At 55.8% G+C, this 25,397-nt stretch carries 19 protein-coding genes; 14 read left to right on the top strand and 5 right to left on the bottom strand.

Annotation, left to right across the window (positions count from 1 at the left end; translation table 11 throughout):
- Nucleotides 1-161 precede the first annotated feature (161 nt).
- The 12 genes from CDH48_RS15000 to CDH48_RS14940 all read left to right on the top strand — a co-directional run bounded on the left by CDH48_RS15000 (nt 162) and on the right by CDH48_RS14940 (nt 16,843).
- Nucleotides 162-1,769: a carboxyl transferase domain-containing protein gene (locus CDH48_RS15000; protein WP_100689555.1), complete on the top strand. Its 1,608-nt coding sequence runs from the start codon at nt 162-164 to the stop codon at nt 1,767-1,769.
- A gap of 15 nt (nt 1,770-1,784) precedes the next feature.
- Nucleotides 1,785-2,618, top strand: coding sequence for an enoyl-CoA hydratase/isomerase family protein (locus tag CDH48_RS14995; protein WP_100689554.1), 834 nt, complete (start codon nt 1,785-1,787; stop codon nt 2,616-2,618).
- A 1-nt stretch (nt 2,619) separates the two neighbouring features.
- Entirely contained in the window at nt 2,620-4,623 is a 2,004-nt protein-coding gene (locus tag CDH48_RS14990) for an acetyl/propionyl/methylcrotonyl-CoA carboxylase subunit alpha (RefSeq protein WP_100689553.1), read from the top strand.
- Nucleotides 4,623-5,522, top strand: a complete 900-nt coding sequence (locus tag CDH48_RS14985) for a hydroxymethylglutaryl-CoA lyase (RefSeq protein ID WP_100689552.1) — start codon at nt 4,623-4,625, stop codon at nt 5,520-5,522. Before CDH48_RS14990 ends, CDH48_RS14985 begins: the two co-directional genes overlap by 1 nt.
- Before the next feature lie 9 nt (nt 5,523-5,531).
- Complete coding sequence (locus CDH48_RS14980; protein WP_100689551.1) at nt 5,532-6,110, top strand: peroxidase-related enzyme; 579 nt, start codon at nt 5,532-5,534, stop codon at nt 6,108-6,110.
- Between the two features lie 51 nt (nt 6,111-6,161).
- Entirely contained in the window at nt 6,162-7,847 is a 1,686-nt protein-coding gene (locus tag CDH48_RS14975) for an AMP-binding protein (RefSeq protein WP_100689550.1), read from the top strand.
- Between the two features lie 145 nt (nt 7,848-7,992).
- Nucleotides 7,993-9,618 (top strand): phytoene desaturase family protein, encoded by a 1,626-nt coding sequence (locus CDH48_RS14970; protein WP_100689549.1) that lies wholly within the window; start codon nt 7,993-7,995, stop codon nt 9,616-9,618.
- Nucleotides 9,619-9,694: 76 nt separating this feature from the next.
- On the top strand, nt 9,695-12,439 hold the full coding sequence (mgtA, locus tag CDH48_RS14965) for a magnesium-translocating P-type ATPase (protein ID WP_100689548.1): 2,745 nt from the start codon (nt 9,695-9,697) through the stop codon (nt 12,437-12,439).
- A gap of 420 nt (nt 12,440-12,859) precedes the next feature.
- Nucleotides 12,860-13,966 carry a polyamine ABC transporter substrate-binding protein gene (locus CDH48_RS14955; RefSeq protein WP_100689547.1) on the top strand — a complete coding sequence of 369 codons (1,107 nt, stop codon included), beginning with the start codon at nt 12,860-12,862 and terminating at the stop codon, nt 13,964-13,966.
- A gap of 4 nt (nt 13,967-13,970) precedes the next feature.
- On the top strand, nt 13,971-15,089 hold the full coding sequence (gene potA, locus CDH48_RS14950; RefSeq protein ID WP_100689546.1) for a polyamine ABC transporter ATP-binding protein: 1,119 nt from the start codon (nt 13,971-13,973) through the stop codon (nt 15,087-15,089).
- A 4-nt stretch (nt 15,090-15,093) separates the two neighbouring features.
- A complete protein-coding gene (locus tag CDH48_RS14945) occupies nt 15,094-16,023 on the top strand; it encodes an ABC transporter permease subunit (RefSeq protein ID WP_100689545.1) in 930 nt (309 codons plus the stop codon).
- Complete coding sequence (locus CDH48_RS14940) at nt 16,016-16,843, top strand: ABC transporter permease subunit (protein ID WP_100689544.1); 828 nt, start codon at nt 16,016-16,018, stop codon at nt 16,841-16,843. The genes CDH48_RS14945 and CDH48_RS14940 overlap by 8 nt, the downstream gene beginning before the upstream one ends.
- Before the next feature lie 36 nt (nt 16,844-16,879).
- Here the strand turns inward: CDH48_RS14940 and CDH48_RS14935 are convergent, their stop codons facing one another.
- Together CDH48_RS14935 and CDH48_RS14930 are read right to left on the bottom strand one after the other, a co-directional pair.
- Nucleotides 16,880-19,978: an efflux RND transporter permease subunit gene (locus CDH48_RS14935; protein ID WP_100689543.1), complete on the bottom strand. Its 3,099-nt coding sequence runs from the start codon at nt 19,976-19,978 to the stop codon at nt 16,880-16,882.
- Nucleotides 19,975-21,045, bottom strand: a complete 1,071-nt coding sequence (locus CDH48_RS14930; protein ID WP_264754772.1) for an efflux RND transporter periplasmic adaptor subunit — start codon at nt 21,043-21,045, stop codon at nt 19,975-19,977. The genes CDH48_RS14935 and CDH48_RS14930 overlap by 4 nt, the downstream gene beginning before the upstream one ends.
- Before the next feature lie 386 nt (nt 21,046-21,431).
- Here CDH48_RS14930 and CDH48_RS14925 point away from each other — a divergent pair, with 386 nt between their 5' ends.
- Nucleotides 21,432-21,962, top strand: coding sequence for a hypothetical protein (locus CDH48_RS14925; RefSeq protein WP_100689541.1), 531 nt, complete (start codon nt 21,432-21,434; stop codon nt 21,960-21,962).
- A gap of 21 nt (nt 21,963-21,983) precedes the next feature.
- On the opposite strand, the gene CDH48_RS14920 is transcribed toward CDH48_RS14925, so the two are convergent.
- Together CDH48_RS14920 and thpD are read right to left on the bottom strand one after the other, a co-directional pair.
- Nucleotides 21,984-22,757 (bottom strand): hypothetical protein, encoded by a 774-nt coding sequence (locus CDH48_RS14920; protein ID WP_100689540.1) that lies wholly within the window; start codon nt 22,755-22,757, stop codon nt 21,984-21,986.
- Nucleotides 22,758-22,927: 170 nt separating this feature from the next.
- Nucleotides 22,928-23,878: an ectoine hydroxylase gene (gene thpD, locus CDH48_RS14915; RefSeq protein WP_100689539.1), complete on the bottom strand. Its 951-nt coding sequence runs from the start codon at nt 23,876-23,878 to the stop codon at nt 22,928-22,930.
- Between the two features lie 469 nt (nt 23,879-24,347).
- Here thpD and CDH48_RS14910 point away from each other — a divergent pair, with 469 nt between their 5' ends.
- Complete coding sequence (locus tag CDH48_RS14910; RefSeq protein ID WP_100689538.1) at nt 24,348-24,626, top strand: hypothetical protein; 279 nt, start codon at nt 24,348-24,350, stop codon at nt 24,624-24,626.
- Nucleotides 24,627-24,688: 62 nt separating this feature from the next.
- On the opposite strand, the gene CDH48_RS14905 is transcribed toward CDH48_RS14910, so the two are convergent.
- Nucleotides 24,689-25,210 (bottom strand): hypothetical protein, encoded by a 522-nt coding sequence (locus CDH48_RS14905; protein ID WP_100689537.1) that lies wholly within the window; start codon nt 25,208-25,210, stop codon nt 24,689-24,691.
- Nucleotides 25,211-25,397: the final 187 nt, after the last annotated feature.

Below are 25,397 nucleotides of genomic sequence, written 5' to 3'. Positions count from 1 at the left end.
GACGGCCAGCACCCAAGTAAGACGAGGGGCTGGCGGGGTGTTGCTCCGGGAATGCTGGAGGCCAGGGATGGCCGGAAACAAGCGCACATGGATGTGCTCGTAGCGGTTCCCGGAGCAACACCCCGCCAGCCCCGACGCCCCGAACCTCGAGGCCCGGAAACATGACAATACTGCAAAGCAAAATAAACCCCCGCTCTGAAGAGTTTCAGGCAAAACAGGCCGCCATGGCAGAAGCCGTCGCAGATCTGCGGGAAAAAGTAGCTTCCATCCAGCAAGGCGGTGGCCCCTCCTACCAGGAACGCCACATCGCCCGCGGCAAACTCCTGCCAAGGGAACGCATCAACCGCCTGCTCGATGACGGCTCACCGTTTCTTGAAATCGGCCAGTTTGCCGCCTACAACGTCTACGATGAAGAAGTCCCCGCAGCGGGTGTGATCGCCGGCGTAGGCCGTGTGTCCGGCACCGAGTGCATGATCATCGCCAACGACGCCACCGTAAAAGGCGGCACCTATTACCCGCTTACGGTAAAAAAACACCTGCGGGCTCAGGAAATTGCCCTGGAAAACCGCCTGCCCTGCATCTACCTGGTAGACTCCGGCGGCGCCAACCTGCCCCGGCAGGACGAAGTCTTCCCGGACCGGGACCATTTCGGTCGCATCTTCTACAACCAGGCCCGCATGTCCGCTGATGACATTCCACAGATCGCCGTTGTCATGGGCCTGTGTACCGCCGGTGGCGCCTATGTGCCCGCCATGGCTGACGAATCCATTATCGTGCGCAACCAGGGCACCATCTTCCTGGCTGGCCCGCCACTGGTGAAAGCCGCCACTGGCGAAGTGGTTACCGCAGAAGACCTGGGCGGCGCAGACGTACACTGCAAAATCTCCGGCGTTGCCGACCATTATGCTGAAAACGACGCCCACGCCCTGGAAATCGCCCGGCGCTGCATCTCCAACCTTAACCGACGCAAACCGGTTGACGTAGAAATCCGCAAGCCCAAGGCACCGTTATACGACACTGAAGAAATATATGGCATTGTGGGCACCGACCTGCGCAAACAGTTCGACGCGCGTGACGTCATTGCCCGCATCGTCGACGGCTCCGAGTTTGATGAATTCAAGCGCTACTATGGCCAGACCCTGGTCACCGGCTTTGCCCACATTCATGGCTACCCCGTGGGCATCATTGCCAACAATGGCATCCTGTTCAGCGAATCTGCCCAGAAGGGCGCACACTTCATTGAACTCTGCTGCCAGCGCAATATCCCGCTGCTGTTCCTGCAGAACATCACCGGTTTCATGGTCGGCCAGAAGTACGAAGCCGAAGGCATCGCCAAGCACGGCGCCAAAATGGTGATGGCCGTGGCCTGCGCCAACGTCCCCAAGATTACCGTTCTGATCGGCGGCAGTTATGGTGCGGGCAACTACGGCATGTGTGGCCGTGCCTACAGCCCCGACTTCCTGTGGATGTGGCCCAATGCCCGCATCTCCGTCATGGGTGGCGAACAGGCTGCCGGTGTTCTGGCCCAGGTTCGCCGTGAAGGCATGGAGCGCAAAGGCCAGGAATGGAGTGCCGAAGAAGAAGCCGCGTTCAAAAAGCCGATTACCGATACCTACGAGCACCAGGGCCACCCTTACTACGCCAGTGCCCGCCTGTGGGATGACGGTGTCATCGACCCGGCACAGACCCGGGAAGTGGTTGCCCTCAGCCTCTCTGCCACCCTCAACCGGCCCGCGAAGCCCACGCGCTTCGGCGTGTTCCGGATGTAACCGGGGAGATTGACCATGACAGATAGCAAAACTCAGCCTGAACAGACCGAACAGGAACCGGCAGTTCTCCACAACCGACGCGCCGGGGGCGTGACCGAAATTGTGCTGAACCGGCCGGACAAGCGCAACGCCTTTGATGACGTGATCATTCAGCAACTGATCAGCGCCATCACCGAAGTCGACGCCGACACTGAAACCAGAGTGGTCATCCTGCGCTCCGAAGGCAAGCATTTCTCCGCCGGTGCCGACCTTGGCTGGATGCGCCGCATGGCAGACAACAGCCAGCAGGAGAATCTGGAGGATTCCCGCCAGCTTGCGCGCCTGATGGACTGCCTGAATCATCTCAGAAAGCCGGTTATCGGCCTGGTGCAGGGTGCGGCCTACGGCGGTGCTGTTGGCCTTGCCGCCTGCTGCGACATTGTCATTGCCACGGAGAAATCCAGCTTCTGCCTGAGCGAGGTAAAGCTTGGGCTGATTCCAGCGGTGATAAGCCCTTACGTTGTCCGTGCCATTGGCGAGCGTCAGGCCCGTCGCTTCTTTATTTCAGCGGAAGTGTTCAGCGCCCGGGAGGCCGAACAGTTCGGCCTGGTGCACATCGTCTGTGACGATATTGAAGCCATGAATGCCCGTTGCGACGAAATGCTGCAACAGCTTGCCAAGAATGGTCCCAAAGCCATGCAAGCCGCCAAAGATCTGGTGTTTGCGGTCAGCCACAAGCCCATCGACAGCGCCGTAATTGATGACACCGCGCACCGTATCGCTGATATCCGCGTAGGCGAAGAAGGCCAGGAAGGGCTGAGTGCCTTCCTGAACAAACGTCACGCCAACTGGATTCCGGAGAGCAACTGATATGTTCAGCAAAATCCTCATTGCCAACCGCGGTGAAATCGCCTGCCGGATCATCCAGACTGCTCATCGCATGGGTATCCGCTGCGTCGCAGTGTATTCCGATGCAGACGCCAATGCCCACCACGTAGCCATGGCGGACGAAGCCTTTCACATTGGCCCCGCCCCAAGCTCCGAAAGCTACCTGCGCGGTGAGAAAATCATTGAAGTCGCCAAACAAAGTGGCGCGCAGGCAATCCATCCGGGCTACGGGTTTCTTTCCGAGAACACGGATTTTGCCGAAGCCTGCGAGGCCAATAACCTGGTGTTTATAGGGCCGCCCTCCTCCGCCATTGCAGCCATGGGCTCCAAATCGGCCGCCAAAGCCATCATGGAGAAAGCCGGCGTACCTCTGGTGCCCGGATACCACGGCGACGACCAGAGTCCGGAAACCCTGCGTGCCGAAGCTGAAAAATGCGGCTTCCCGCTGCTGCTGAAAGCCGTCGCCGGTGGTGGGGGAAAAGGCATGCGTGTGGTTGAAAACATCGGCGAATTTGACGACGCCCTTGCCGCCGCCAGGCGCGAGGCCAAAAATGCCTTCGGCAACCCGGATATGCTGATCGAACGCTATCTCACCCAGCCGCGCCACGTTGAGATTCAGGTGTTCTGCGATCAGAGTGGCAAGGGTGTGTATCTGGCAGAGCGTGACTGCTCGGTCCAGCGCAGGCATCAGAAGGTTCTGGAAGAGGCCCCGGCACCGGGGCTGAGTGAAGAAACCCGCAAAGCCATGGGTGAAGCCGCAGTTAAAGCCGCCCAGGCCATCAACTACGTGGGCGCCGGCACCGTGGAGTTTCTTTACGATGTGGACGGCTCGTTCTTCTTCATGGAAATGAACACCCGCCTGCAGGTAGAACACCCGGTGACGGAAATGGTGACCGGCCAGGATCTGGTGGAATGGCAGTTAAAAGTGGCCTGGGGTGAGCCTTTGCCGCTGGAGCAGTCTCAGGTTAAAACCCGCGGCCATGCCCTGGAAGCCCGCATCTACGCCGAGGACCCGGATCAGGATTTCCTGCCCGCCACCGGTAACCTGCGCTATCTGAACACGCCTGACGAAAGTGCCCATGTGCGGGTGGACACCGGCGTGATCGAGGGCGACGACATCAGCATTCACTACGACCCGATGATTGCCAAACTGATCGTTTGGGACGAGACCCGTGATCAGGCCATCAACCGTATGGTTCAGGCTCTGGAGCATTACCGGATTGCTGGCGTCAAAACCAACATTCGTTTCCTGCACGCGCTGGCTGATTCACAACCCTTCCGGGAAGCGGACCTGACCACCGGCTTTATCGACAGCCATCGCGAATTGCTATTCCCGAAATCAAAACTGGACATTCATAAAGCGCTGGTTCTGGCCGCAGGCTTTGTACTGGAAGAACGCAAATCCACGGAAGTCATCAGCACAGACCCCTGGTCGCCGTTCGGCCGCCGCAACAGCTGGCGCCTGAACTCGGAATACGCCCAGCCCCTGCAGTTGCAGGTGGGAGATGATATCCACGAACTGAAGATTCTTGAGCGTGATGATAACTATCAGGTGTTTGTGAATGGCAGCGTGTACGGCCTCACTGTAAAACTTGATGACGACTACCTGCAGGCGGTCATTAATGGCCACCGTATCAGCATTCACGGTAACCTGCACAACGACCGACTGGTCCTCTTCTACGAAGGCGATACCTTCCAGTGCACTCTGTACCGGGAAAATTATGTCTCTGAAGACATGGCGGCCGATGGCGGTCTCAACGCACCCATGAATGGCGCTATCGTGGCGGTACAGGCCAGGGTCGGCGACGCTGTTACTGCGGGGCAGACGCTGGTCATTATGGAGGCCATGAAAATGGAGCATGCCATCAAGGCGCCAGCCGATGGTGTTGTCTCCGGGATATTCTTCTCCGAGGGCGAACAGGTATCTGAAGGCGCCGAACTGATTGCCATTGAAGTCGCAGACGAAAACACAGAGGAGGCAGGTTGATGACCTTTCCCAAACAGGTGCGGCTGGTAGAAATGAGCCCCCGGGACGGCCTGCAAAACGAGGCAGGCCCGGTGATTGCCACAGGCATCAAAACCGGGCTGATCGACCGGCTTGCGGATTGCGGCCTGACGCACATCGAATCCGCCAGCTTTGTCTCGCCCAAGTGGGTGCCACAAATGGGCGATGCCTCTGAGGTGATGGCGGGTATCAAACGCAAGCCCGGCGTGCGTTACTCTGTGCTCACTCCCAACCTCAAAGGCTTCGAGAATGCTTTGGCGGCGGGCGTGGATGAAGTGGCTGTTTTTGGGGCTGCTTCAGAATCCTTCAGCCAGAAGAACATCAACTGTTCCATCGCTGAAAGCCTGGAACGTTTCCGCCCGGTGATCGAAGCGGCACAAAAACACAACATTCCGGTGCGCGGCTATGTCTCCACGGTGCTGGCGTGCCCCTACGAGGGTGACATTGCGCCTGAGCAAGTGGCAAAAGTTGCCAAAGACCTGGCCGACATGGGCTGCTATGAAATTTCTCTGGGCGATACCATTGGTCAAGGCACGCCACTGAAAGCCAAGCGTATGCTGGAGGTGGTGGCAAAACAGGTGCCTGTTGAACGCCTGGCCGCGCATTTTCACGACACCTACGGCCAGGCCCTGGCGAATCTCTACGCGGTGCTGGAAGAAGGTGTGGCAGTTATCGACGCTTCAGTCGCTGGCCTTGGCGGTTGCCCTTATGCAAAAGGCGCATCCGGGAACGTCGCCACTGAAGACGTACTCTACATGCTCAATGGCCTGGGCATCAGCACAGGCGTGGACCTCAACAAACTGGTGGCTACCGGTGAGTGGATCAGCAACCAGCTCAAACGACACAACGGCTCAAAGGTGGGCCAGGCTCTTAAATCCTGAGGATCTGACATGACCAAAAACAAAGATGTTGTCGCCCTGGATCTTCCTGTACCGGACATGAAAGACCTTCCTGATGACGTCAGGAAATATTTCGAAATCTGTCTGGAAAAGCTGGGGATGGTCCCTAACGTTCTCACGGCATTCAGCCAGAACCTCAAACAGCTGGATGGCTTTACCCGCTTCTATAATGAACTGATGATGGGTGAAAGCGAGCTCAGCAAGCTGGAGCGGGAAATGGTTGCGGTGGTGGTTTCCTCCGAGAACAAATGTTTCTACTGCCTGGTAGCCCATGGCGCCGCTGTGCGTGTTCTGAGCGGCGACCCCGTATTGGGCGAGCACCTGGTGATGAATTATCGCTCCGCAAAACTTGATAAGCGCCAGCGTGCCATGCTGGATTTCGCCTCCCACCTCACCCGTTCACCGGCAACGGTTGCAGAGGAGGAAGTGCAGGCGCTGCGGGATGCGGGCTTTAGTGACCGCGGCATCTGGGATCTGAGCAATGTGATCGGTTTTTATAACATGTCCAACCGGGTCGCAATTGCAAGCGATATGCGCCCGAATCCGGAATACCATAGCCAGAGCCGTTAACCGACTCAACAAATCCCAGACCTCGACGACAAAAACAAATGGAGGCAGACAATGAACCAGACTCTTCCAAGCTACACCAGCGGTACCTCCGAAACACCACTGCTGGGCATGACCATCGGCGAAATGCTTGATCGCACCGCTGATAAATATCCCGATACCGAAGCCCTGGTGTGCCTGCATCAGGACATTCGCTGGACTTACAAAGAGTTCGTTGCCAAGGTCAACGAAGCAGCACGGGCTTTTCTCGCCATTGGCGTCAAACGTGGTGACCGCGTGGGCATCTGGGCACCCAACCGCTACGAGTGGACGGTTACCCAGTTTGCCACCGCCAAAGTGGGCGCCATTCTGGTCAATATCAACCCGGCCTATGGCATGCACGAACTGGAATACGCCATGAACCTGGCGGGCATCAGCGTGCTGGTAACTGCAGACAGCTTCAAAGCCTCTGACTACCGAAAAACACTTTATGAACTGGCACCTGAACTGAAAGCCAGCACTCCAGGCAAGATCAAGTCCCAGCGGCTTTCCGATCTGCGTGCGGTGATCAACCTGGATACAGAAAAGCACGCCGGCATGTGGAGCTGGGAAGAATTTACCGGCTTTGCCCGCAAAGTCAGCCAGGAAGAAGTGGACAAGGTGCAGGGCGAGCTTCAGTTCGATGACCCCATCAACATCCAGTTCACCTCGGGCACAACCGGCAATCCCAAAGGCGCTACCCTCACCCATCACAACATCCTGAACAACGGATTCTTTGTGGGTGAAAGCCAGCTTCTGACCGAGAAAGACCGGCTGGTTATTCCCGTGCCCCTTTACCACTGCTTCGGCATGGTCATGGGCAACCTGGGCTGCATCACCCACGGCTCCACCATGATTTACCCGGGCGAGGGCTTTGAGCCCAAAGCGGTTCTGCAGGCTGTCCATCAGGAAAAGGCCACCGCACTCTATGGTGTGCCTACCATGTTCATCGCAGAACTGGCCGAGCCGGAATTCGAATCCTACGATCTCTCAACCCTGCGCACCGGCATCATGGCGGGTTCCATCTGCCCGGCAGAGGTGATGAAGAAGGTCAACGGCAAGATGAACATGAAAGAAGTTCAGATCGCCTACGGCATGACCGAAACCAGCCCGGTATCCACGCAAACCAGTTCCCTCGATCCGTTCGAAAAGCAGGTAACCACCGTGGGCCGGACCCAGCCCCACCTGGAAACCAAAATCGTTGACCCGGGAACCGGTAACGTACTGCCCCGTGGCGAAATTGGCGAGCTGTGTACCCGCGGCTACAGCGTGATGCTGAAGTACTGGAACAACGAAGAAAAAACCCGGGAAGCCATCGACGCCTCCGGCTGGATGCATACAGGCGACTTGGCCACCATGGACGAAGAAGGCTATATCCAGATTGTTGGTCGCATCAAGGACATGGTGATTCGTGGCGGTGAGAACATCTACCCGAAAGAGGTGGAGGAATTCCTTTACACCCACCCTTCCATTGAGGAAGTTCAGGTAACCGGTATTCCCGATGAAAAGTATGGCGAAGAGCTGATTGCCTGGGTAAAACTGCGCCCCGATGCAGACCCGGTGGATGCCGACGACCTGATAGCCTTCTGCAAAGGCAAGATCGCCCACTTCAAGATCCCCCGGAACTACAAATTCGTGGATGAATTCCCGATGACAGTGACCGGCAAGATCCAGAAGTTCAAGATGCGGGAAATTTCCATTGAGGAAATGGGGCTGAAATAAAAAGCCTGCACACCTCCCATCTCCGAGCCCCGGTACTCATCGCTGAGCCCGGGGCTTTTTTTGCCTTTGAAAACCTGCCTGACTACTGCAAACTGTGCGGCTACCGATCTGACGCGCAACAACAATCACAACAGGACTTAACCCCATGAGCAGCCCCAAACCCAGCACCATCCGCGTTGGCAGACGCTATCGTGAAAACCGCCTGAACGGTCCCTACGATGCCATTATTATCGGCTCCGGCATCGGCGGCCTGACTGCCGCTGCCTGCATGAGCAAAATGGGCAAAAAGGTTCTGGTTCTTGAACAGCACTACACCGCCGGCGGCTTCACCCACAGCTACGACCGGAACGGCTACGAGTGGGATGTAGGCGTGCACTATATTGGCGACATGGGTGCAGATCACACCATGGCCAGGCGGTTGTTCGATTACATCACCGACGGCCAACTGCATTGGGCACCGATGGATGCACATTACGACCGTATTTTCCTGGGCGACAAACACGTGGATCTGGTTGCCGGACCCGATGCATTCCGGGCGGAACTGATCAAAGCGTTCCCGGAAGAGGAAAAAGCCATCGACACCTATATGGATTACCTGCGTCAGGTTTCCAAGGCCATGCCGGGCATCGTGCTGGGCAAGGTTCTGCCAGATCTGGCTGCCGGCCCGCTGAGCATGCTCACCAAGCGCCGGGCTCCGGAGTTTCTCAACAAACCTACCCGCGAGGTGCTGGAGGGCATTACCGGTAACCAGGAACTGATCGCCGTGCTTACCGGCCAGTGGGGCGACAACGGCCTGCCACCGGCACAGTCCAGCTTCATTATTCACTCGCTGATCGCGCGCCATTACCTGCACGGTGGCTACTACCCGATTGGCGGTGCTTCTGAAATGGCAAAGACCATCATTCCGGTGGTTCAGCAAAGCGGCGGTGAAGTATTCACATACGCCGATGTAACCAGCCTTCTGATCGAGAAGGGCAAGGCTGTAGGTGTCCGCATGGCCGACGGCGCCGAGATACGCTCACCACTGGTTATCAGCAACGCCGGCGTGTTCAACACCTTCAACAAGCTGCTGCCCAAAGATGCGCCAGAATGGAGCTACTATCAAGACAAGCTGAAAACCGTTAAACGCTCCATGGCCAGCAACTGCCTGTATATCGGCCTGCAGGATACCGCCGAGAATCTGGGGCTGCCAAAAACCAATTACTGGATTTACCCTGGCCCGAATTACGAGAAGCAGATACAGGACTTCATGGACGACCCCGAGGCCAACGACATACCGCTGACCTATATTTCGTTTCCTTCTGCCAAAGACCCCAGTTTTTCCGAGCGCTACCCTGGCCGCGCCACCATCGAGATCGTGGCACCCGGCCCGTTTGAGTGGTATGAAGAATGGGCCGACAAACCCTGGGGCAAGCGCGGTGACGATTACGAAGCCAAGAAAGAGGAATACGCCCAGCGCCTGCTTGCGAAACTGTATGAAAAATTCCCGCATCTGGAAGGCAAGGTGGATTACTACGAACTGTCCACGCCCCTTTCCACCGACTACTTCTGCCGCTACAGCGAAGGGGAGATCTACGGTCTGGACCATACCCCTGACCGCTTCGAACTGGACTGGCTGAAACCCAAAACCCGCATCCCCGGCCTATACCTCACCGGCCAGGACATCATGACCTGCGGCGTAGTAGGCGCCATGCTGGGTGGCCTGCTGACGACCATTGCCGTAAGCGGCTTAAAGGGTCTGCCGCTTGCGAAGAAGATGTTTGCAGGCTAGTTGCTATTGCCGGACTCCGTCGCCGCTGACATGATCAGTGTGATAACCAAGAGAGCGAGGCGCCGGGCAAAACAACATGAACAGCTTCAGACAATATTTTGGCCGGTTTTTGGAACTACGCCGAAACAGCAACCTGTTTCGGCGTCGAGCCATTCTTGAGTCGCTGTCACGAAGCAAACGCAGCGAGCGGCTCTCAGATACGCTAAACCGCCGACTGGTGGACCAGGCCCGGAGCAATCTGCCGGATCTGCTCACCCATTTCGGCACCTCGACTCAGGGCCTGAGCGACTCAGAGGCAGAGGCCTTGCGCCAGCAATATGGTCTGAACGAGCTGGGGCACGAAGGGCCAGTGCCGTGGTGGCGGCATCTGTGGCTGAGTTACAACAACCCGTTCAACCTGCTCCTGACGCTTCTGGCGCTGGTGTCGTATTTCACCAACGATCTGCCGGCGACCGCTGTAATCAGCACAATGGTGGTGCTGGCCACGTTAATCCGTTTTTTTCAGGAGCGCCGCTCAAACCGTGCAGCGCTGACGCTCAAAGAGCAGGTCAGCAATACTGCAAGCGTGCGCCGGCGCATTGAGCAGGCTGCTGCGGAACAGGATCCCGCAGCACCGGCTGTAACAAGCGAAATCGTTGAGATTCCTTTCAAGCAATTGGTTCCGGGTGACATCATCACACTATCGGCAGGCGACATGATTCCGGCGGACTGTCGGATAATGACGGCAACAGATTTGTTTGTGGGCCAGTCAGCCCTGACCGGAGAGTCGCTGCCCGTGGAAAAGTTTGCACTCCCGGGCTCTGAATCGGGTTCGGCGATGGAAATGGCCAACCTGGCATTTATGGGCACCAATATTATTTCAGGTGCCGCCAGCGCCTTGGTGTTGGCCACAGGCAACGATACCTATTTCGGCACTCTGGCTACCCGCGTTACCCGTGCCAGCGGTAAAGCCGATGCCAATGCATTTCAGGTTGGCGTAAATAAGGTCAGTTGGCTGCTGATTCGCTTCGCCCTGGTGATGGTACCTCTGGTGCTGCTCATCAACGGTTTTACCAAGGGCGACTGGCCCGAGGCGTTCCTGTTTGCACTGTCGGTGGCGGTCGGGCTTACGCCGGAAATGCTGCCGATGATTGTCACCTCCACATTGGCACGCGGCGCGGTGGTCCTGTCGCGGCAGAAGGTGATTGTGAAACACCTGGATGCGATTCAGAGTTTCGGTGCCATGAACCTGCTGTGCACCGACAAAACCGGCACGCTCACACAGGACAAGATTGCGCTGGAACGCCATACCGATGTGTCCGGTCGTGCGTCCGATGAGGTGCTGGGCTTTGCCTACCTCAACAGCTATTTCCAGACCGGGCTGAAGAACCTGCTGGACCGCGCGGTGCTGGAGCATGTGGAGCTGAAAACCGAGATGCGCCTCGCCGAGCATTACCGCAAGATTGATGAAATTCCCTTCGATTTTGAACGTCGCCGAATGTCAGTGGTGGTATCCGAGCGTGAACATCACCACGAGCTGATCTGTAAAGGCGCAGTGGAGGAGATGTTCGGTGTATGCACCCAGGTGCGGTATGACGGCAAGACCTACCCGCTGGATGCGGACGCACGGCAGCGTCTGCTGCAAATCACCCAGAGACTGAACGAAGAAGGTCTGAGGGTGGTAGCCGTCGCCATGAAGGAAATCCCGCCGCATCAGACTGTCTACTCAAAAGCGGACGAATGCGATTTGACGTTGATCGGATACGTTGCGTTTCTCGATCCACCCAAGGAATCCACAGCACCTGCTCTTGAGGCACTGGCGGCCCACGGCGTGGTTGTGACGGTGCTCACTGGCGATAATGAACTGGTTACGGCTGAAGTCTGCCGTCAGGTGGGGCTGAAGAGTGATGGGTTGCTGCTAGGCACGCAGGTTGATGCCCTGGATGACTCGGCACTGGCAATCGCTGTCGAGGAAAACACTATTTTTGCCAAACTCTCGCCGCTGAACAAGGAGCGCATCGTTCGCTGCTTGCGGGATAATGGGCACGTCGTTGGCTTTATGGGCGACGGCATCAACGATGCGCCTGCGTTGCGTGCAGCCGACATTGGCATTTCGGTGGATGGCGGTGTGGACATCGCCAAGGAAGCAGCCGACATCATTCTTCTGGAACGCAGCCTGATGGTGCTGGAAAAAGGTGTAATTGAAGGCCGAAAAACCTTCAGTAATATGCTGAAATACATTCGTATGGCGGCCAGCTCCAACTTCGGTAATGTTTTTTCAGTATTGATCGCCAGTATCTTCCTTCCCTTTCTGCCGATGTTGCCTCTGCACTTACTGGTGCAGAACCTGCTATACGATATTTCGCAGATTGCCATCCCTTTCGACACTGTGGATGCCGAGCTTGTCAGCCAGCCACTGGCATGGAACCCTGAAGGCATAGGTCGTTTCATGCTGTTTTTTGGCCCCATCAGCTCCGTGCTCGACGTCGTCACCTTCGCCGTCATGTGGTACGTGTTCGAGGCCAACGCCACTGAACATCAGTCGCTGTTCCAGTCCGGCTGGTTCGTTGTTGGTCTGCTGACGCAGACACTGATCGTACATATGATCCGCACGCCCAAAATCGCGTTCATTGAAAGCCGCGCCGCCTGGCCTCTGATATCTGCAACACTGATCATTATGGCCATAGGCATATTTCTGCCGATGGGCCCGCTGGCCGACTATTTCAAGTTACAGCCACTGCCCTGGCCTTATTTTGTGTGGCTTCTGGGAATCCTGTTCAGCTATGCCTTGCTGACATCGCTGATGAAGCGCTACTACATAAGGCGCTTTGGCTGGCAATAAGCACACGAGGAGGAATTATGAAAACCATCGGACTAATCGGCGGAGGCCGTTATTCCGGGGTGCGCCGGGACCGGCTTGTTGATCGACGCTTCCGATACGGGTGTTGCGCTTTACGACACAACGGAAATTCACGCAAATCAGGGCTATTAGCCGGGCACTGTGGGGGCCTGCTCTGAAATCACCAGACCCTCATACGTATAACCCCCGCACACCCTCGTCAGATTTTTGTAGCGCCCCCCGCATTCTCGTGATAAATATCGCGCGAATACGGTCGGTCCATTAAGCAGCCAGCTCGACCACCGTTTCCAGGACAAGCCTCAAAGGAGCCGCATCCGCGGCCTTCCCTCAGCAGACCTGCACAACACCGCGTGCGTCCTGCACGCTTTGTATCCATCCCTTTTCAGTGAGGGACGTAATCCAATGTTCAAGTTGTGTAAGCCACAGGCGCTGGCCGCCTCCGTTGCTCTGTCTCTGTGTGCCTCTTCCGCAATCGCGGCGGAAGAAGTGCGTGTGTATAACTGGTCCGACTACATCGCCGAGGACACCCTGGCGAAGTTCACCAAAGAAACCGGCATAAAGGTTGTTTACGACGTTTACGACAGTAACGAGGTGCTGGAAGCCGCGCTGCTGTCTGGCCGCTCCGGCTACGACCTGGTGGTGCCTTCCAACCACTACGTTGCCAAGCAGATCTCCGCCAAGGCCTTTGTGGCACTGGATCACACCAAACTGCCCAACATGGTCAACCTGAACCCGGACCTGATGGCCCAGCTGGAAAAAGTGGACCCGGGCAGCCAGTTCTCCATCCCCTATCTGTGGGGAACCAACGGCTACGGCTACAACGCTGGCCGCATCCAGAAAATACTGGGCGACACCGCCCCCACCGATTCCTGGGCCCTGGTGTTTGACCCGGAAGTAACGGCCAAACTGGCCGAAGGCGGCTGTGGCATTGCCATGCTGGATTCCGGTGAAGAAATGGTGCGGGCCGCCATGGCCTACGCAGGCCTGGACCCGAACAGCAACAAGGCCGAGGACATCAAAAAGGGTGGCGACGTGATCAAGGCCGTGCGGCCGAACATCACCTACTTCCACTCCTCCCGCTACATTGGCGATCTGGCTAATGGCGACCTGTGCGTAGCTGCCGGCTATTCCGGCGACATTCTGCAGGCGGCTGCCCGTGCCGAGGAAGCCAAAAACGGTAACGAAATCCGCTACACCATCCCCAAAGAGGGCGCGGTGTTGTGGTTCGATATGATGACCATCCCTGCCGGCGCACCGAACGTTGAGAATGCCCACAAGCTGATCAACTTTCTGATGCAGCCGGAAATCATCGCGGAGGTGACCAACTATGTGTGGTACGCCAACCCGAACAAGGCAGCCGATGAATTTGTGGATGCAGAAATCCTTAACGACACCAGCATCTACCCCACGGATGATGTGATGAAAAAGCTCTACATCATGGAAGGTCGGCCTCAGGACACTCAGCGCCTGATGACCCGCACCTGGACCAGTGTGAAGTCCGGGCGTTAAGGGCGTGGTTAACGGCATCAACACCTCCGCGAAAGCGGAGGTGTTACTCAGTATTCGTGGCGTATCAAAAAGCTTTGACAGCACACTGGCGGTGGATGACGTAAACCTGGACATCCACAAGGGCGAGATATTCGCGCTTCTGGGCGGCTCCGGCTCTGGCAAGTCCACACTGCTGCGTATGCTGGCTGGCTTTGAGACCCCAGACGGCGGCCGCATCGTACTGGACGGTCAGGATATAACCGCCCTGCCCCCCTATCTGCGCCCGACCAACATGATGTTTCAGTCCTACGCACTGTTCCCGCACATGACCGTGGAGCAGAACATCGCCATGGGCCTGAAACAGGACAAGCTGCCAAAGGACGAGATTCGCGATCGCGTGGCGGCCATGCTCAAGCTGGTAAAAATGGAGCCCTACGCCAAGCGTCGGCCCCAGCAGCTTTCCGGTGGCCAACAGCAGCGGGTTGCACTGGCTCGCTCACTGGCAAAACGCCCCAAACTGCTGCTTCTGGATGAGCCTATGGGTGCGCTGGATAAAAAGCTGCGCACAGAAATGCAGCTTGAGCTGGTGGATATTCTGGAAAAAGTGGGCGCCACTTGCCTGATGGTGACCCACGATCAGGAAGAGGCCATGACCATGGCCAGCCGCATTGCCATTATGTCCTTTGGACAGATTGCGCAGGTGGGCTCACCCATCGATATTTACGAAAGCCCGAACAGCCGCATGACGGCAGAGTTTATTGGCTCGGTGAATATCTTTGAGGCCAGCATCGAGGAAGACAACTCCGACAGTATCCTGTTATCCAGTGGGCTTCTCGATGCACAGGTATTTATTGATCGCGGCGTAACCACTCCGGCGGAAAACACCAACACGCTGATAGCCCTGCGCCCGGAGAAAATCTACCTGACGCCCGACAAGCCCGAAGGTGAGTTCAACTGGAGCCAGGGTACGGTGGAGAACATCGCGTACCTGGGCGACATCACCTCGTACTACGTGAAGCTGGCCAGCGGCAAACGTGTGCAGGCCACCATGGCGAACGTGGAGCGCCGTGGTGAACGGCCAACCTGGGGCGACAGTGTGTTCGTTTCCTGGGAAGCCTCCAGCCCCATCCTGCTTTGGAATTAATGCCATGAACGGGAATCCGGTTCCTGCGCCTTTGACGGCGCGGGTGCGTACCTTGCTGTTCCACCGCCGGGTGCTGTTTGGCATTCCGTTCGTGTGGCTGTTGCTGTTCTTTCTGCTGCCGTTCGCGCTGATCCTGAAAATCAGCCTGACCTCGGCTGTTATGGCCATACCGCCTTACGAGCCGGTGTTCCGGGTGGCCGAGAACACTCTGTCGGTGGTGGTGAACTTCGGTAACTACCTGTTCCTGCTGTCCGACAGCCTGTACGTAGCAGCTTATTGGGGCTCGGTAAAAACCGCCTTTATGGCTACGGTTGCCTGCCTGCTGATCGGCTACCCCATGGCCTATGCCATGGCTCGGGCACCAAAGCACTGGCAACTGGTGTTTTTGCTGCTGGTTATGCTGCCCTCATGGACCTCGTTCCTGATTCGGGTTTACGCCTGGATGGGCATTCTCGGCAATCAGGGGTTGCTGAACAGCTTATTGCTCTGGCTGGGGCTGATCGACGAACCGCTGAAAATGCTGAACACCAACTTTGCGGTGATTCTGGGCATTACCTATGCCTATCTGCCGTTTATGGTGCTGCCCATTTTTACCAACCTGGTGAAGCTGGACCTGCGCCTGCTGGAAGCCGCATCAGACCTGGGCTGCCGCAGCCTTACCACTTTCTGGGCTATTACCCTGCCTTTATCCAGGGCCGGCATTCTGGCGGGCTGCATGCTGGTATTCATCCCTGCTGTGGGCGAGTTTGTGATCCCTGAACTGTTGGGTGGGCCGGATACGCTGATGATCGGTAAGGTCTTGTGGGAAGAGTTCTTCAACAACCGCGACTGGCCTGTGGCCTCGGCTCTGGCCATTGTCATGCTGGCACTGCTGTTGGTGCCGATTATATTGTTCCACCGCTTCCAGAGCCGGGAGATGTCGAAGAATGGTTAACGCTCGTGGCATCAGCTTTTCAAAAATCATGCTGATTCTGGGCCTGCTGTTTCTGTACCTGCCCATGTTTGTGCTGATCGTGTATTCGTTCAACGCATCCCGGCTGGTCTCTGTGTGGGCCGGTTTTTCCACCCACTGGTACAGCGCCCTGTTTGAAGACCAGCAGATACTGTCGGCCGTGTGGATGAGTCTTAAAATCGCCTTCTATTCAGCCAGTATGGCCGTGTGCCTGGGCACCCTGTGTGCGTTTGTGATCACCCGGTTCAAACGCATGCGTGGGCGAACTCTGCTGTCTGGCATGATTACCGCCCCTCTGGTTATGCCGGAAGTCATCACTGGCTTGTCTCTCTTGCTGCTGTTTGTTCAGCTGGCAGAACTCACCGGCTGGCCAGCGGATCGTGGCATGGTGACCATCTGGTTTGCCCACACCACCTTCTGCAGTGCCTATGTGGCGGTGGTTGTGAGCGCACGATTGCAAGAGGTGGATCGGTCCCTTGAGGAAGCGGCCATGGATCTTGGCTGCACGCCGCTGAAAACATTTTTTGTGATTACCCTGCCGGTGATTGCTCCGGCGCTGATATCCGGCTGGTTACTGGCTTTTACGCTGTCACTGGATGACCTGGTGATTGCCAGTTTCGTATCCGGCCCGGGGGCCACCACCTTGCCAATGGTGGTGTTTTCGTCGGTGCGCATGGGAGTATCACCAAAGATCAATGCGCTGGCGACCCTGATCATTCTGTCGGTATCGGTTATTGCGTTTATCGCCTGGTATGTCATGCGACGCAGCGAGAAAAGGCGCCGCGGGAGGCGCCTTTCCTGACCGGCCTTCATGCCTGGCGGTGCAGAACCGGCAAAATCAAGCCTCTTTGCGGCCCCGGACTGTCTCAACCCATTTGTAAAAAATGGGTACCAGCAGGGTTCCCAGAACCGTTGCTGCAATCATGCCGCTCAGCACCGTGACACCCAGGCTGACACGGCTGCCTGCCCCGGCACCGGTGGCAAACACCAGCGGAAGAACACCCAGCACAAACGACAGGGCGGTCATCAGTACCGCCCTGAACCGCAACACAGCCGCCTTGTTCGCCGCCTCTGTAGCAGTCATCCCGGATTTGCGTAGCTGCATGGCAAACTCAACAATCAGAATGGCCGTTTTGGTGGACAGACCGATCAGCAACACCAACCCCACCTGTGCATAGATATTGTTGGCAAGACCGGTTAGCCAAAGGCCCGCCAGCGCACCAAATATGGCGATGGGCACCGCGCCAATAACGGCAATGGGCAGTGCCCAGCTCTCATACTGTGCCACCAGAAACAGATACACGAATACAATCGCCAGCAGGAAGATCACTATGGCCAGGTTGCCCGCCTGTATTTCCTGCAGGCTCTGCCCGGACCAACTGAACTCATACCCTTGCGGCAACTTTTTCGAGAGTTCTTCCATGGCTTTGACGGCATCACCACTGGCAAAGCCCGGTGCCGCTTCGCCGGAAATGGTCACCGACCGCTTCAGGTTGAAGTGGGCGATGCTGGAAGGTCCCAGAACCGGTTTCAGCGTGGCCAGTGTGGAGAGCGGCACCATGTCGCCATCCCGATTGCGAACGGAGTAATAGGAAAGATCCTCCGGTCCCTGCCGGAACTCCCCCTCAGCCTGCAACTGCACCCGGTAGTTTTTGCCGAAGAGGGTGAAATCATTCACGTACAACGAGCCAAGCTGGGCCTGCAGTGTGGAGAAAATATCCGAGAGCTGAATACCCAGGGCCTTTGCCTTGTTGCGGTCCACCTCCAGCAGATACTGGGGAATGTTGGCCCGGTAGGTACTGTATACCCGCGACAGGTCTTTTCGCTGGTTTGCCTCAAAGATCAGCCCGTTCATCACCTGCGTAAGCTCGGAAACATCGCGGCCCAGGTTGTCCTGCAGGCGGTAATCGAAGCCAGCAGCAACGCCAATCCCGGGAATAGGTGGTGCATTGAATACCATGATCTGGGCTTCCGGTATGGTCGCAAGGCGACCATACATGCGGGGCACAGTTACGCCGAGGCCAAGCTCTGGCCCCTCCCGCTCAGACCAGTCCTTGAGCACCACTATGCCCAGGCCATTATTGGAACCGGCGCCGCTCATCAGCGAGAAACCCGAAATCGAAATAAAATCGGTAACGGCGGGGTCGTCGAGTATCATTTCCGTTACCTTCTCAAGCACCACATCGGTGCGTTGCTGGGATGCAGCAACCGGGAGTTGCACATCCACGAACAGAAAGCCCTGATCTTCCGGCGGCACAAACGCCAGGGGCACTGATTTGAACAGCCCGGCGCTGACACCCAGTATGGCAAGAAGTGCAATGCCCACCAGAATGCCCTTGCGAAGAAGCCTCGATACCAGCCCGGAGTAGCCTTTTGTACCGAAAGAAATCAACCGCTCCACAGGCCGCATCCACCCGATGGTGTTCTTGCCGCCATGGCCCAGCAAGGTGGCGCACAGTGCAGGGCTGAGCGTAAGTGCGTTAATGGATGAAATAATAACCGCGACAGAGATGGTGACAGAGAACTGCTGGTAAAGTTTACCCGTTATACCCGGCATAAAGGCCACAGGCACAAACACCGCCAGTAACACCAATGTGGTCGCAACGATAGGCCCGGTGACCTGGCCCATGGCTTTTTCCACCGCCTCCTTGATCGGCAGCTTTTCCTCTTCAAGGATGCGTTCAACGTTCTCCACCACCACAATGGCATCGTCCACCACAATGCCAATCGCCAGCACCAGGCCAAACAGCGTGATGATGTTTATCGAATACCCCATCACCGCCATAATCGCAAAGGTGCCAATCAGGGAGACAGGTATCGCGATGGCAGGAACCAGGGTTGCGCGAAAGCTCTGCAAAAACAGGAACACCACCAGGATAACCAGCGCAACAGCCTGGATCAGGGTGATGGCCACCTCTCTGATGGACCGGCTGATAAACTCAGTGGAATCAAACAACACGCTGTGGGAGACACCATCGGGGAAGCTTTTGGCAAACTCGTCCACCGTGTCTTTTACCCTGCCGGCAACGTCCAGTGCGTTAGCATCCGGCAACTGGTAGATGACCACAAATGCGGTGTCCTGATTGTTCAGCTTGGCAGTGGAAGTGTAGGAACGGGACCCCAGCTCAATACGGGCAACATCGTTCAGGCGTAAAAAACCTCCACCCGGTTTTGCCCGGATAATCGTCTGGGCAAATTCGTCCGGATCCGTCAGGCGCTCCCTGCTTTGAATGCTGTAAACAAATTGCTGGCCGTCGGGAACCGGCTCCTGACCCAACTTGCCTGCGGCCACAATCTGATTCTGCTCCTGCAGTGCTGCAACAATTTCCGCAACGGTCACTCCCAACGACTTCATACGCCGTGGGTCAAGCCAGATACGCATGCTGTAGTCTTTCGCGCCCATGACCTCGGCCGAAGCAACACCGGGCACTCTCCCCAGAGTCTCAATCAGGTTGCTGGAGGCGTAGTTGCTCAAAAATACGGCGTCCAGAGTCGGCCGGTCTGACACAAGGTTAATACCCATCAGCATGTTGCCGGTTTGCTTGCTGACCGTAACCCCTTGTCGCCGGACTTCCTGGGGCAGGAAGGGTTCGGCCAGCGCCACCCGGTTTTGCACGTTTACCTGGGCAATATCGGTATCGGTGCCGCTCTCGAATGTGAGGGTAATCATTGCCGTGCCGTCGTCGGAGGCCGTTGATTCAATATAAATCATGTCTTCAACGCCGTTGAGCTGCTGCTCTATCGGGCGAATAACGGCCTCTTCAACGATCTGTGCGCTCCCTCCCGGGAGTACCGCCGCCACCCGGATTTTGGGTGGCGCCATATCCGGGTACATATTCACCGGAAGTACCTGCAGCGCCAGAAGCCCGGCGAGAGATATCACGATAGATATAACAAAGGCAAACTTGGGCCGATGGATGAACGTTCGGCTGATCATTGCTCAGCCTCACCTTCTGATGCGGAGCCCGGATTGTCAGTTAGCACACCGGTTTCCGGGTTTATCCGCTTCGTAACCGGGTTGACGGTTACACCCGTGCGAACCTTCTGCAGGCCTTCTACAATCACCCGTTCGCCAGCCTCAAGACCACTTTCCACCGCCAGCATGGCGCCCAGGCGCGTTCCGGTTTTGATAAATCGCTGGGAAACCAACTGCTCTTCATTTACCACCAGAACAAACTTACCTTCGATGGTTTCCTGCACCGCCATTTGCGGCACAAGCACCTGCGCATCCCCCGCCTGACCCTCAATCCTCAGGGTCACATAGAGCCCCGGGAGCAGAACTGCATCCGGATTGGGGAAAATGGCCCGCATATCCACGGTACCGGTGCTCTCGTTGGTCTGCACGTCGGCGAAGCTCACCATGCCACCCTGATCGTAGAACTCGCCGTCTGGCAGCGTCAGTCGCAGTGAGAGCCTGCTGGTAATATCTTCCCCGGTGGCATTGCCCGAGCGGCGAAACGCAACGTAATCAGATTCATCAAGCTGGAACTCCACGTAGATCGGGTCGGTTGCCATAACCTCGGCAATAGGACCGCTCGCCGGGCTGACAACGGCACCCACATCATAATTCAACCTGCCAATCCAGCCGTCGAATGGCGCCTTGATTTCTGTGTATTCCAGATTAATCCCGGCTTTCTGAACGGCAGCCTCTGCCGCTTCCAAGCGGCTGGCGGCCGCGCTGAAGCGGTCTTTTAACTTATCCAGGTCAGCGTCCGACAAATACCCTTTGTCGGCAACATTTTCACCCCGTTGGAGGTTCCTGCGCGCAGATTCAATCTCGGTTCGGGCGGCTGCCAACTCAGCGTTCATTTGCTGGAGATCGGCATTGGCGCGAGTATTTTCCAGCCGGACCAGGATTTCCCCTTCACTTACCCGGGAGCCCTCCCGGAAAAGAATTTCCTTGATTTCAGCTTCAATACGCGCAACGAGAGCTGCTTTGGCTGAGGCGGCGGTACGGGCCACAAAATCGCGGGAAGGCCGCACTTCTGTGCTTTCGAGAGTCACCACGGAAACCGATGGTGGTGCGGCCTCGGGCGGCGGTGCCGATTCAGAGCAGCCGGCAATTATAAAAAGGGCACATACAGCCAAAAAAAACCGACGGATTTGCACTAGCGGCGAACTACACGAAAAGGTGAACATCTCTGTTTCCTGTTTAATAGGCGGGTACGGCATTGCAATCAAGATACAACGCCCGTATTCAGGTTAGACAATACCGGGACCAATCGCTATAAATTCAGGCCTGTCAGGGTCTCGGCAGATCTGGTGTGCATTTCGCAGCGGGAACCTTCAGCACCGGCAAAATTTTGCTATATTTCACCACAATACAATCCCGCGTCTTCTGATACAGTCGTGCGCGAACTCAGTACATCCAACCCGGAGTGAGCGCAGCAATGATAAATCAGAAATTCCTGGCGTGTATGCCCCTTTTTCTCGGCATTTCACTGCCAGGCTGTGCGCTGCAGGAAAAACTGTCGTTCGGGGTGGAAGATCCCTGTGCATCACTACAAAACATTGTAGCGGACTATGACTCGGGTTTCGCAAGCTATCGCGGCAAAGGGAGCAGTTTTAACGCCGTTACCGTGTTCAGGGCCAAAGAACAGATTATCAGCGGTCATTGTGAGATATGGGCCTGGGCCAACAACGACAGCGCCTACAACTGTTCAACCAAAGCCCCGAACGAGGAAGTCGCTAAAGTTATCTATGAGAAGTCCATCGCTTCAATTGGTCAGTGCATGGGCAACGCATGGACCCAGGAACCGGAGACCAGGCGCATTCGCGATGGCAAGGCCGCGGGCGTGGCAACCCGCTTTGCTACGCAAGATGCGAACAAACCGGGCATTGCAGTTCATCGGGTGGATTACCGAAACGATAACTCGGTGTACGTCTACATTGGCCCAACCAGCCGGCTGGATTATTTCTGAGGAGTGGGCGTTTATTGTAACCTAACGCCCCGTCTTGCCGGCCCCCTCGGCAGCAGACCGGTTATCAATATCCTCTTCCCGGTCTACACGACGCAAGGACGAAGAGGATGAAAAGTCCATAGCGTTCAGCTTTTCAACAGTTTTACGCAGCTTCCAGCGCTGCCGCATTGACGCCAGCTGTTTTGTATCCCACGACTCGGGTCTGAGACCGAACTGGTTCCCGCTAACCCTCAAATCGAAGCTGCGTTCAGCCCCTACGGGCATGTGTTCCGGCCCGTAAATCCCTATCAGGCGCAGAGTGAGGCGGTGGAACTCAAGAGTGCCCTGTGGCACGTCTCCAGCCATCTGGATGCCCTCGTCCCGGGCAAGGCGCTGGACCAGTTCACAGAAGGTGCCAATATGGATAAACCCACCGGGTTCTATCGGCCCCTGCCTTGTATTCTCCGTTGCGTTCAGGGATAGCTGCGTCTGAGATGGCCGGGTACGCTGCTCGTCATCTTCATCACCCTCGTTGTATTCCTGTTCGAAATCAGTGACGTCCATGGCGATGGTGCCGTCTGACGTTTCGAGTTCCGCAATGATGTATTCGATGAACACGGATTCTGCACTCATGTTGCTGATAAGACAGAGCGCATTGATGTCTTTATTGCGGCCCCGGTTAATGATCAGCCGGGGGCTTCGTTGTCTCCGGAATCCGAGGTACAGAAGCTGGGCGTACACAAGCCACACCAGCAATGAGCCAAAACTCGCTCCAACCGAGAGCACCTGGTGATGTTCAGCTATCCATCGATACACAATTATGTCCCTTATTTGCGCTTCCAATTCGTTAATGTTTCTGGTTAGAGATAACGCAAACTCCGGCTTAAATGCCCGTGACCAGCGGAAAATCAGCGTTGATTCACAATCTCCGTAACATTCGTGCCCGAAAAGAACGGGCACCGTTTTATGGTAAATCGACCGGAGCTTTAGGGAAGAGGCGGCACGCCTTGGTGCGCGAGTTCGGGAAAATCGTCATGCATGGTCAAGGGCGCACAATTCTTCCGGGCGCCGAGATGTTCCGGCCGCTCACGCTTTGCAGCATAAGGCTCGCCCAGTTTGTTCTCCACGCTATTGTAAACGAAAAAAAGATTCGAGCGCGGCCAGGGCGACATGTTCTTATTGGAGGCGTGCAAGGTATTGCATTCGAATAACAATAAGGACCCTGCAGGTCCTTTAGGCGCTTTGATACCACCCCGCTCTGCCAGCCTGGCCAGGTTATCACGATCAGGAACACCGACCCGCTGTGCCTTTAGCGAATCCCGCCAGTTAAGATCGGGGGTTTCACCAACGCAGGGCACAAAATAATGATGCGAGCCGGGAATCAGCATCAGTGGACCGTTGAATTCATTGTTATCGGTGAGCATAAGCGACGCGCTGACTGCCCGCATTCGCGGCATACCATCTTCAGCATGCCAGGTTTCGAAATCCGAGTGCCAGTCAAAACCACGACCCTCAAACCCGAATTTGTCGTTAATCCGTGACTGGTGGATATAGACCTCGCTGCCCAATAACTGGCGCACCATTCCAAGTATCCGGGGATCGCGGGTTAGACGACTGAAATTTTCAGATAGTTCGTGCATCCCAAAGACTGAGCGTAACTCCCCGCTATGCGGATCACGGATGACTTTATCCGACTTGTTAAGCTTTTCATCCTTGGCCATTTCCAGGAGCTCATCGAAGAATGGCTGCATCCGCTCCTGATTGAAAAAGCCTTCGAACCAGAGAAAGCCGTCGCGCTCGTAACGCGATAGCGAGACCTCATCAAGGGGACCTTCCCAACGGTGTTGATTTCGCGAGTGGACTACAGGGTCAGAGCGCAGAAAAGGATCTTTCGGTTGCTTTAATCGGGAAGGAAATGGATCATTTTTTTGTACCATATCAACACCTCTCTTCGTTTATAGCAAAAATGAGAATTACGTATAACCTAGGGCGGATGTAGTATTACCAAGCGTAATTACATGGCAACGCACATTCAACCCAACACCACTTTAGTTTAAATAAGCTTAATGATAAGGAGCGTATTCCATAACTGCTTATAATTAAACAAATGTACACATAGACTACATATAATATATTCTCAAAAGTAAAACAACATAAGACCAGCGCAGGTTTTAAATCTGGAGCAATTCTCAGACCATTCAAGAAAATCGTGGTACTTATTTATGAACAGCCTTTGAAACTGCCCACGCGCCAGGTTCCTGTTGCTTATTTCTTGCGTTTACCAAAAAGTTACTTATATTTAACAAACGTAAAGTCCTTAACAGCATGAGCACGCCAAACAAATGATCCGTGCGCTGCAAAGCCGGTGATTTTTGAAGTACTACTAACTAAAGGGAGCGTCGAGTCATGGAAAAACAAAAAACTTGCCACGAATCAAGGGCGAAAGATTTTCTGCGGCTTTCGCCAGAAGAACTGCGCGACAAATATCCTGATGATGAAGAGATCCAAGGCGCTCTCGCCCAAGTCACACTCGCTCGGAAGATGTATCATTCTCAAAACGGTACACTTGAGAACTTCGCCCATATCGAAACCGAACTTGTGAAACGCATAGCTTTGAACCTGGCACAAGGGCTGCCTGTGCTTGTGTCGAACATCGAAGAGGTTTTTCGAGATACTTCACTTTAGATACTCAGCGGCGCTCTCCTGAACACTGGAAGAGCGCCCCGAACACCCTGTCTCATATGTACTTACAAGGTTTGAGTACTATGATGCATTGCTGTTTTTGCCAATTTTTGCTGCTCCAAACTGTCGCAATGTGCCACCACCGTCCAGCGACCATTTTCTTTTGCCGTGCGTGCCTTTTCAATAATCAGATCATGATCTGGCCGCAGAGATACCGCACCAGCAATAAGAAGCGCCAGTACGGGAAACAAAAAGCCCATGGCGATAAATGTCATCACCGGGCTTGAGCGAGTCAAAGCCGGGCCGACAGTAACCAGCAATCCGGCAACAGCCAGACCAACCACCAAGCCTATTAAGCCAAACCATACATGCGCCTTGACCATAGACCGGGCAATACCTTGCGTTTCAGGCTCCACCTTCTGCGCCATACTTGGGTCATTGGGCTGAATGATCCGGATCTGAGCAAGGGGTATCCCCAGGTTTTCCAGCGACTCTGCGCCACGTTCTGCAGCCACCTGGCTATCGAATTCTTCACTAATTTTATGGGAGTAGTTTTCTCCCAAAACCAGCCCACCGTATTCAGACATACTGTTATCTCCCGTAACGTTCACCCTTATGTTCTGCTGTCTCTTTTACCGAGTTCAGCAGAAAGACGGTAACCTCTCAAAGGCTACGTCTTGATGTGACCAGAAAACACCTGCTCAATATACCCATTTGCGACCAACTGGATATTGAACAAGATAAAGCCAGAGAAACGTTCTTCGAAGAGTGGCC

The sequence above is a fragment of the Marinobacter aromaticivorans genome (genome assembly GCF_002806975.1).
In the GTDB taxonomy this organism is placed as follows: Bacteria; Pseudomonadota; Gammaproteobacteria; order Pseudomonadales; family Oleiphilaceae; genus Marinobacter; species Marinobacter aromaticivorans.
This window is presented reverse-complemented; position numbering and strand designations above follow the sequence as displayed.

Excerpts from the sequence above, each read along its gene's own strand:
- CDH48_RS15000 (WP_100689555.1), top strand. The coding sequence starts at position 162 with ATGACAATACTGCAAAGCAAAATAAACCCCCGCTCTGAAGAGTTTCAG.
- CDH48_RS14995 (WP_100689554.1), top strand. The coding sequence starts at position 1,785 with ATGACAGATAGCAAAACTCAGCCTGAACAGACCGAACAGGAACCGGCA.
- CDH48_RS14990 (WP_100689553.1), top strand. The coding sequence starts at position 2,620 with ATGTTCAGCAAAATCCTCATTGCCAACCGCGGTGAAATCGCCTGCCGG.
- CDH48_RS14985 (WP_100689552.1), top strand. The coding sequence starts at position 4,623 with ATGACCTTTCCCAAACAGGTGCGGCTGGTAGAAATGAGCCCCCGGGAC.
- CDH48_RS14980 (WP_100689551.1), top strand. The coding sequence starts at position 5,532 with ATGACCAAAAACAAAGATGTTGTCGCCCTGGATCTTCCTGTACCGGAC.
- CDH48_RS14975 (WP_100689550.1), top strand. The coding sequence starts at position 6,162 with ATGAACCAGACTCTTCCAAGCTACACCAGCGGTACCTCCGAAACACCA.
- CDH48_RS14970 (WP_100689549.1), top strand. The coding sequence starts at position 7,993 with ATGAGCAGCCCCAAACCCAGCACCATCCGCGTTGGCAGACGCTATCGT.
- mgtA (WP_100689548.1), top strand. The coding sequence starts at position 9,695 with ATGAACAGCTTCAGACAATATTTTGGCCGGTTTTTGGAACTACGCCGA.
- CDH48_RS14955 (WP_100689547.1), top strand. The coding sequence starts at position 12,860 with ATGTTCAAGTTGTGTAAGCCACAGGCGCTGGCCGCCTCCGTTGCTCTG.
- CDH48_RS14945 (WP_100689545.1), top strand. The coding sequence starts at position 15,094 with ATGAACGGGAATCCGGTTCCTGCGCCTTTGACGGCGCGGGTGCGTACC.
- CDH48_RS14940 (WP_100689544.1), top strand. The coding sequence starts at position 16,016 with ATGGTTAACGCTCGTGGCATCAGCTTTTCAAAAATCATGCTGATTCTG.
- CDH48_RS14935 (WP_100689543.1), bottom strand. The coding sequence starts at position 19,978 with ATGATCAGCCGAACGTTCATCCATCGGCCCAAGTTTGCCTTTGTTATA.
- CDH48_RS14925 (WP_100689541.1), top strand. The coding sequence starts at position 21,432 with ATGATAAATCAGAAATTCCTGGCGTGTATGCCCCTTTTTCTCGGCATT.
- thpD (WP_100689539.1), bottom strand. The coding sequence starts at position 23,878 with ATGGTACAAAAAAATGATCCATTTCCTTCCCGATTAAAGCAACCGAAA.
- CDH48_RS14910 (WP_100689538.1), top strand. The coding sequence starts at position 24,348 with ATGGAAAAACAAAAAACTTGCCACGAATCAAGGGCGAAAGATTTTCTG.
- CDH48_RS14905 (WP_100689537.1), bottom strand. The coding sequence starts at position 25,210 with ATGTCTGAATACGGTGGGCTGGTTTTGGGAGAAAACTACTCCCATAAA.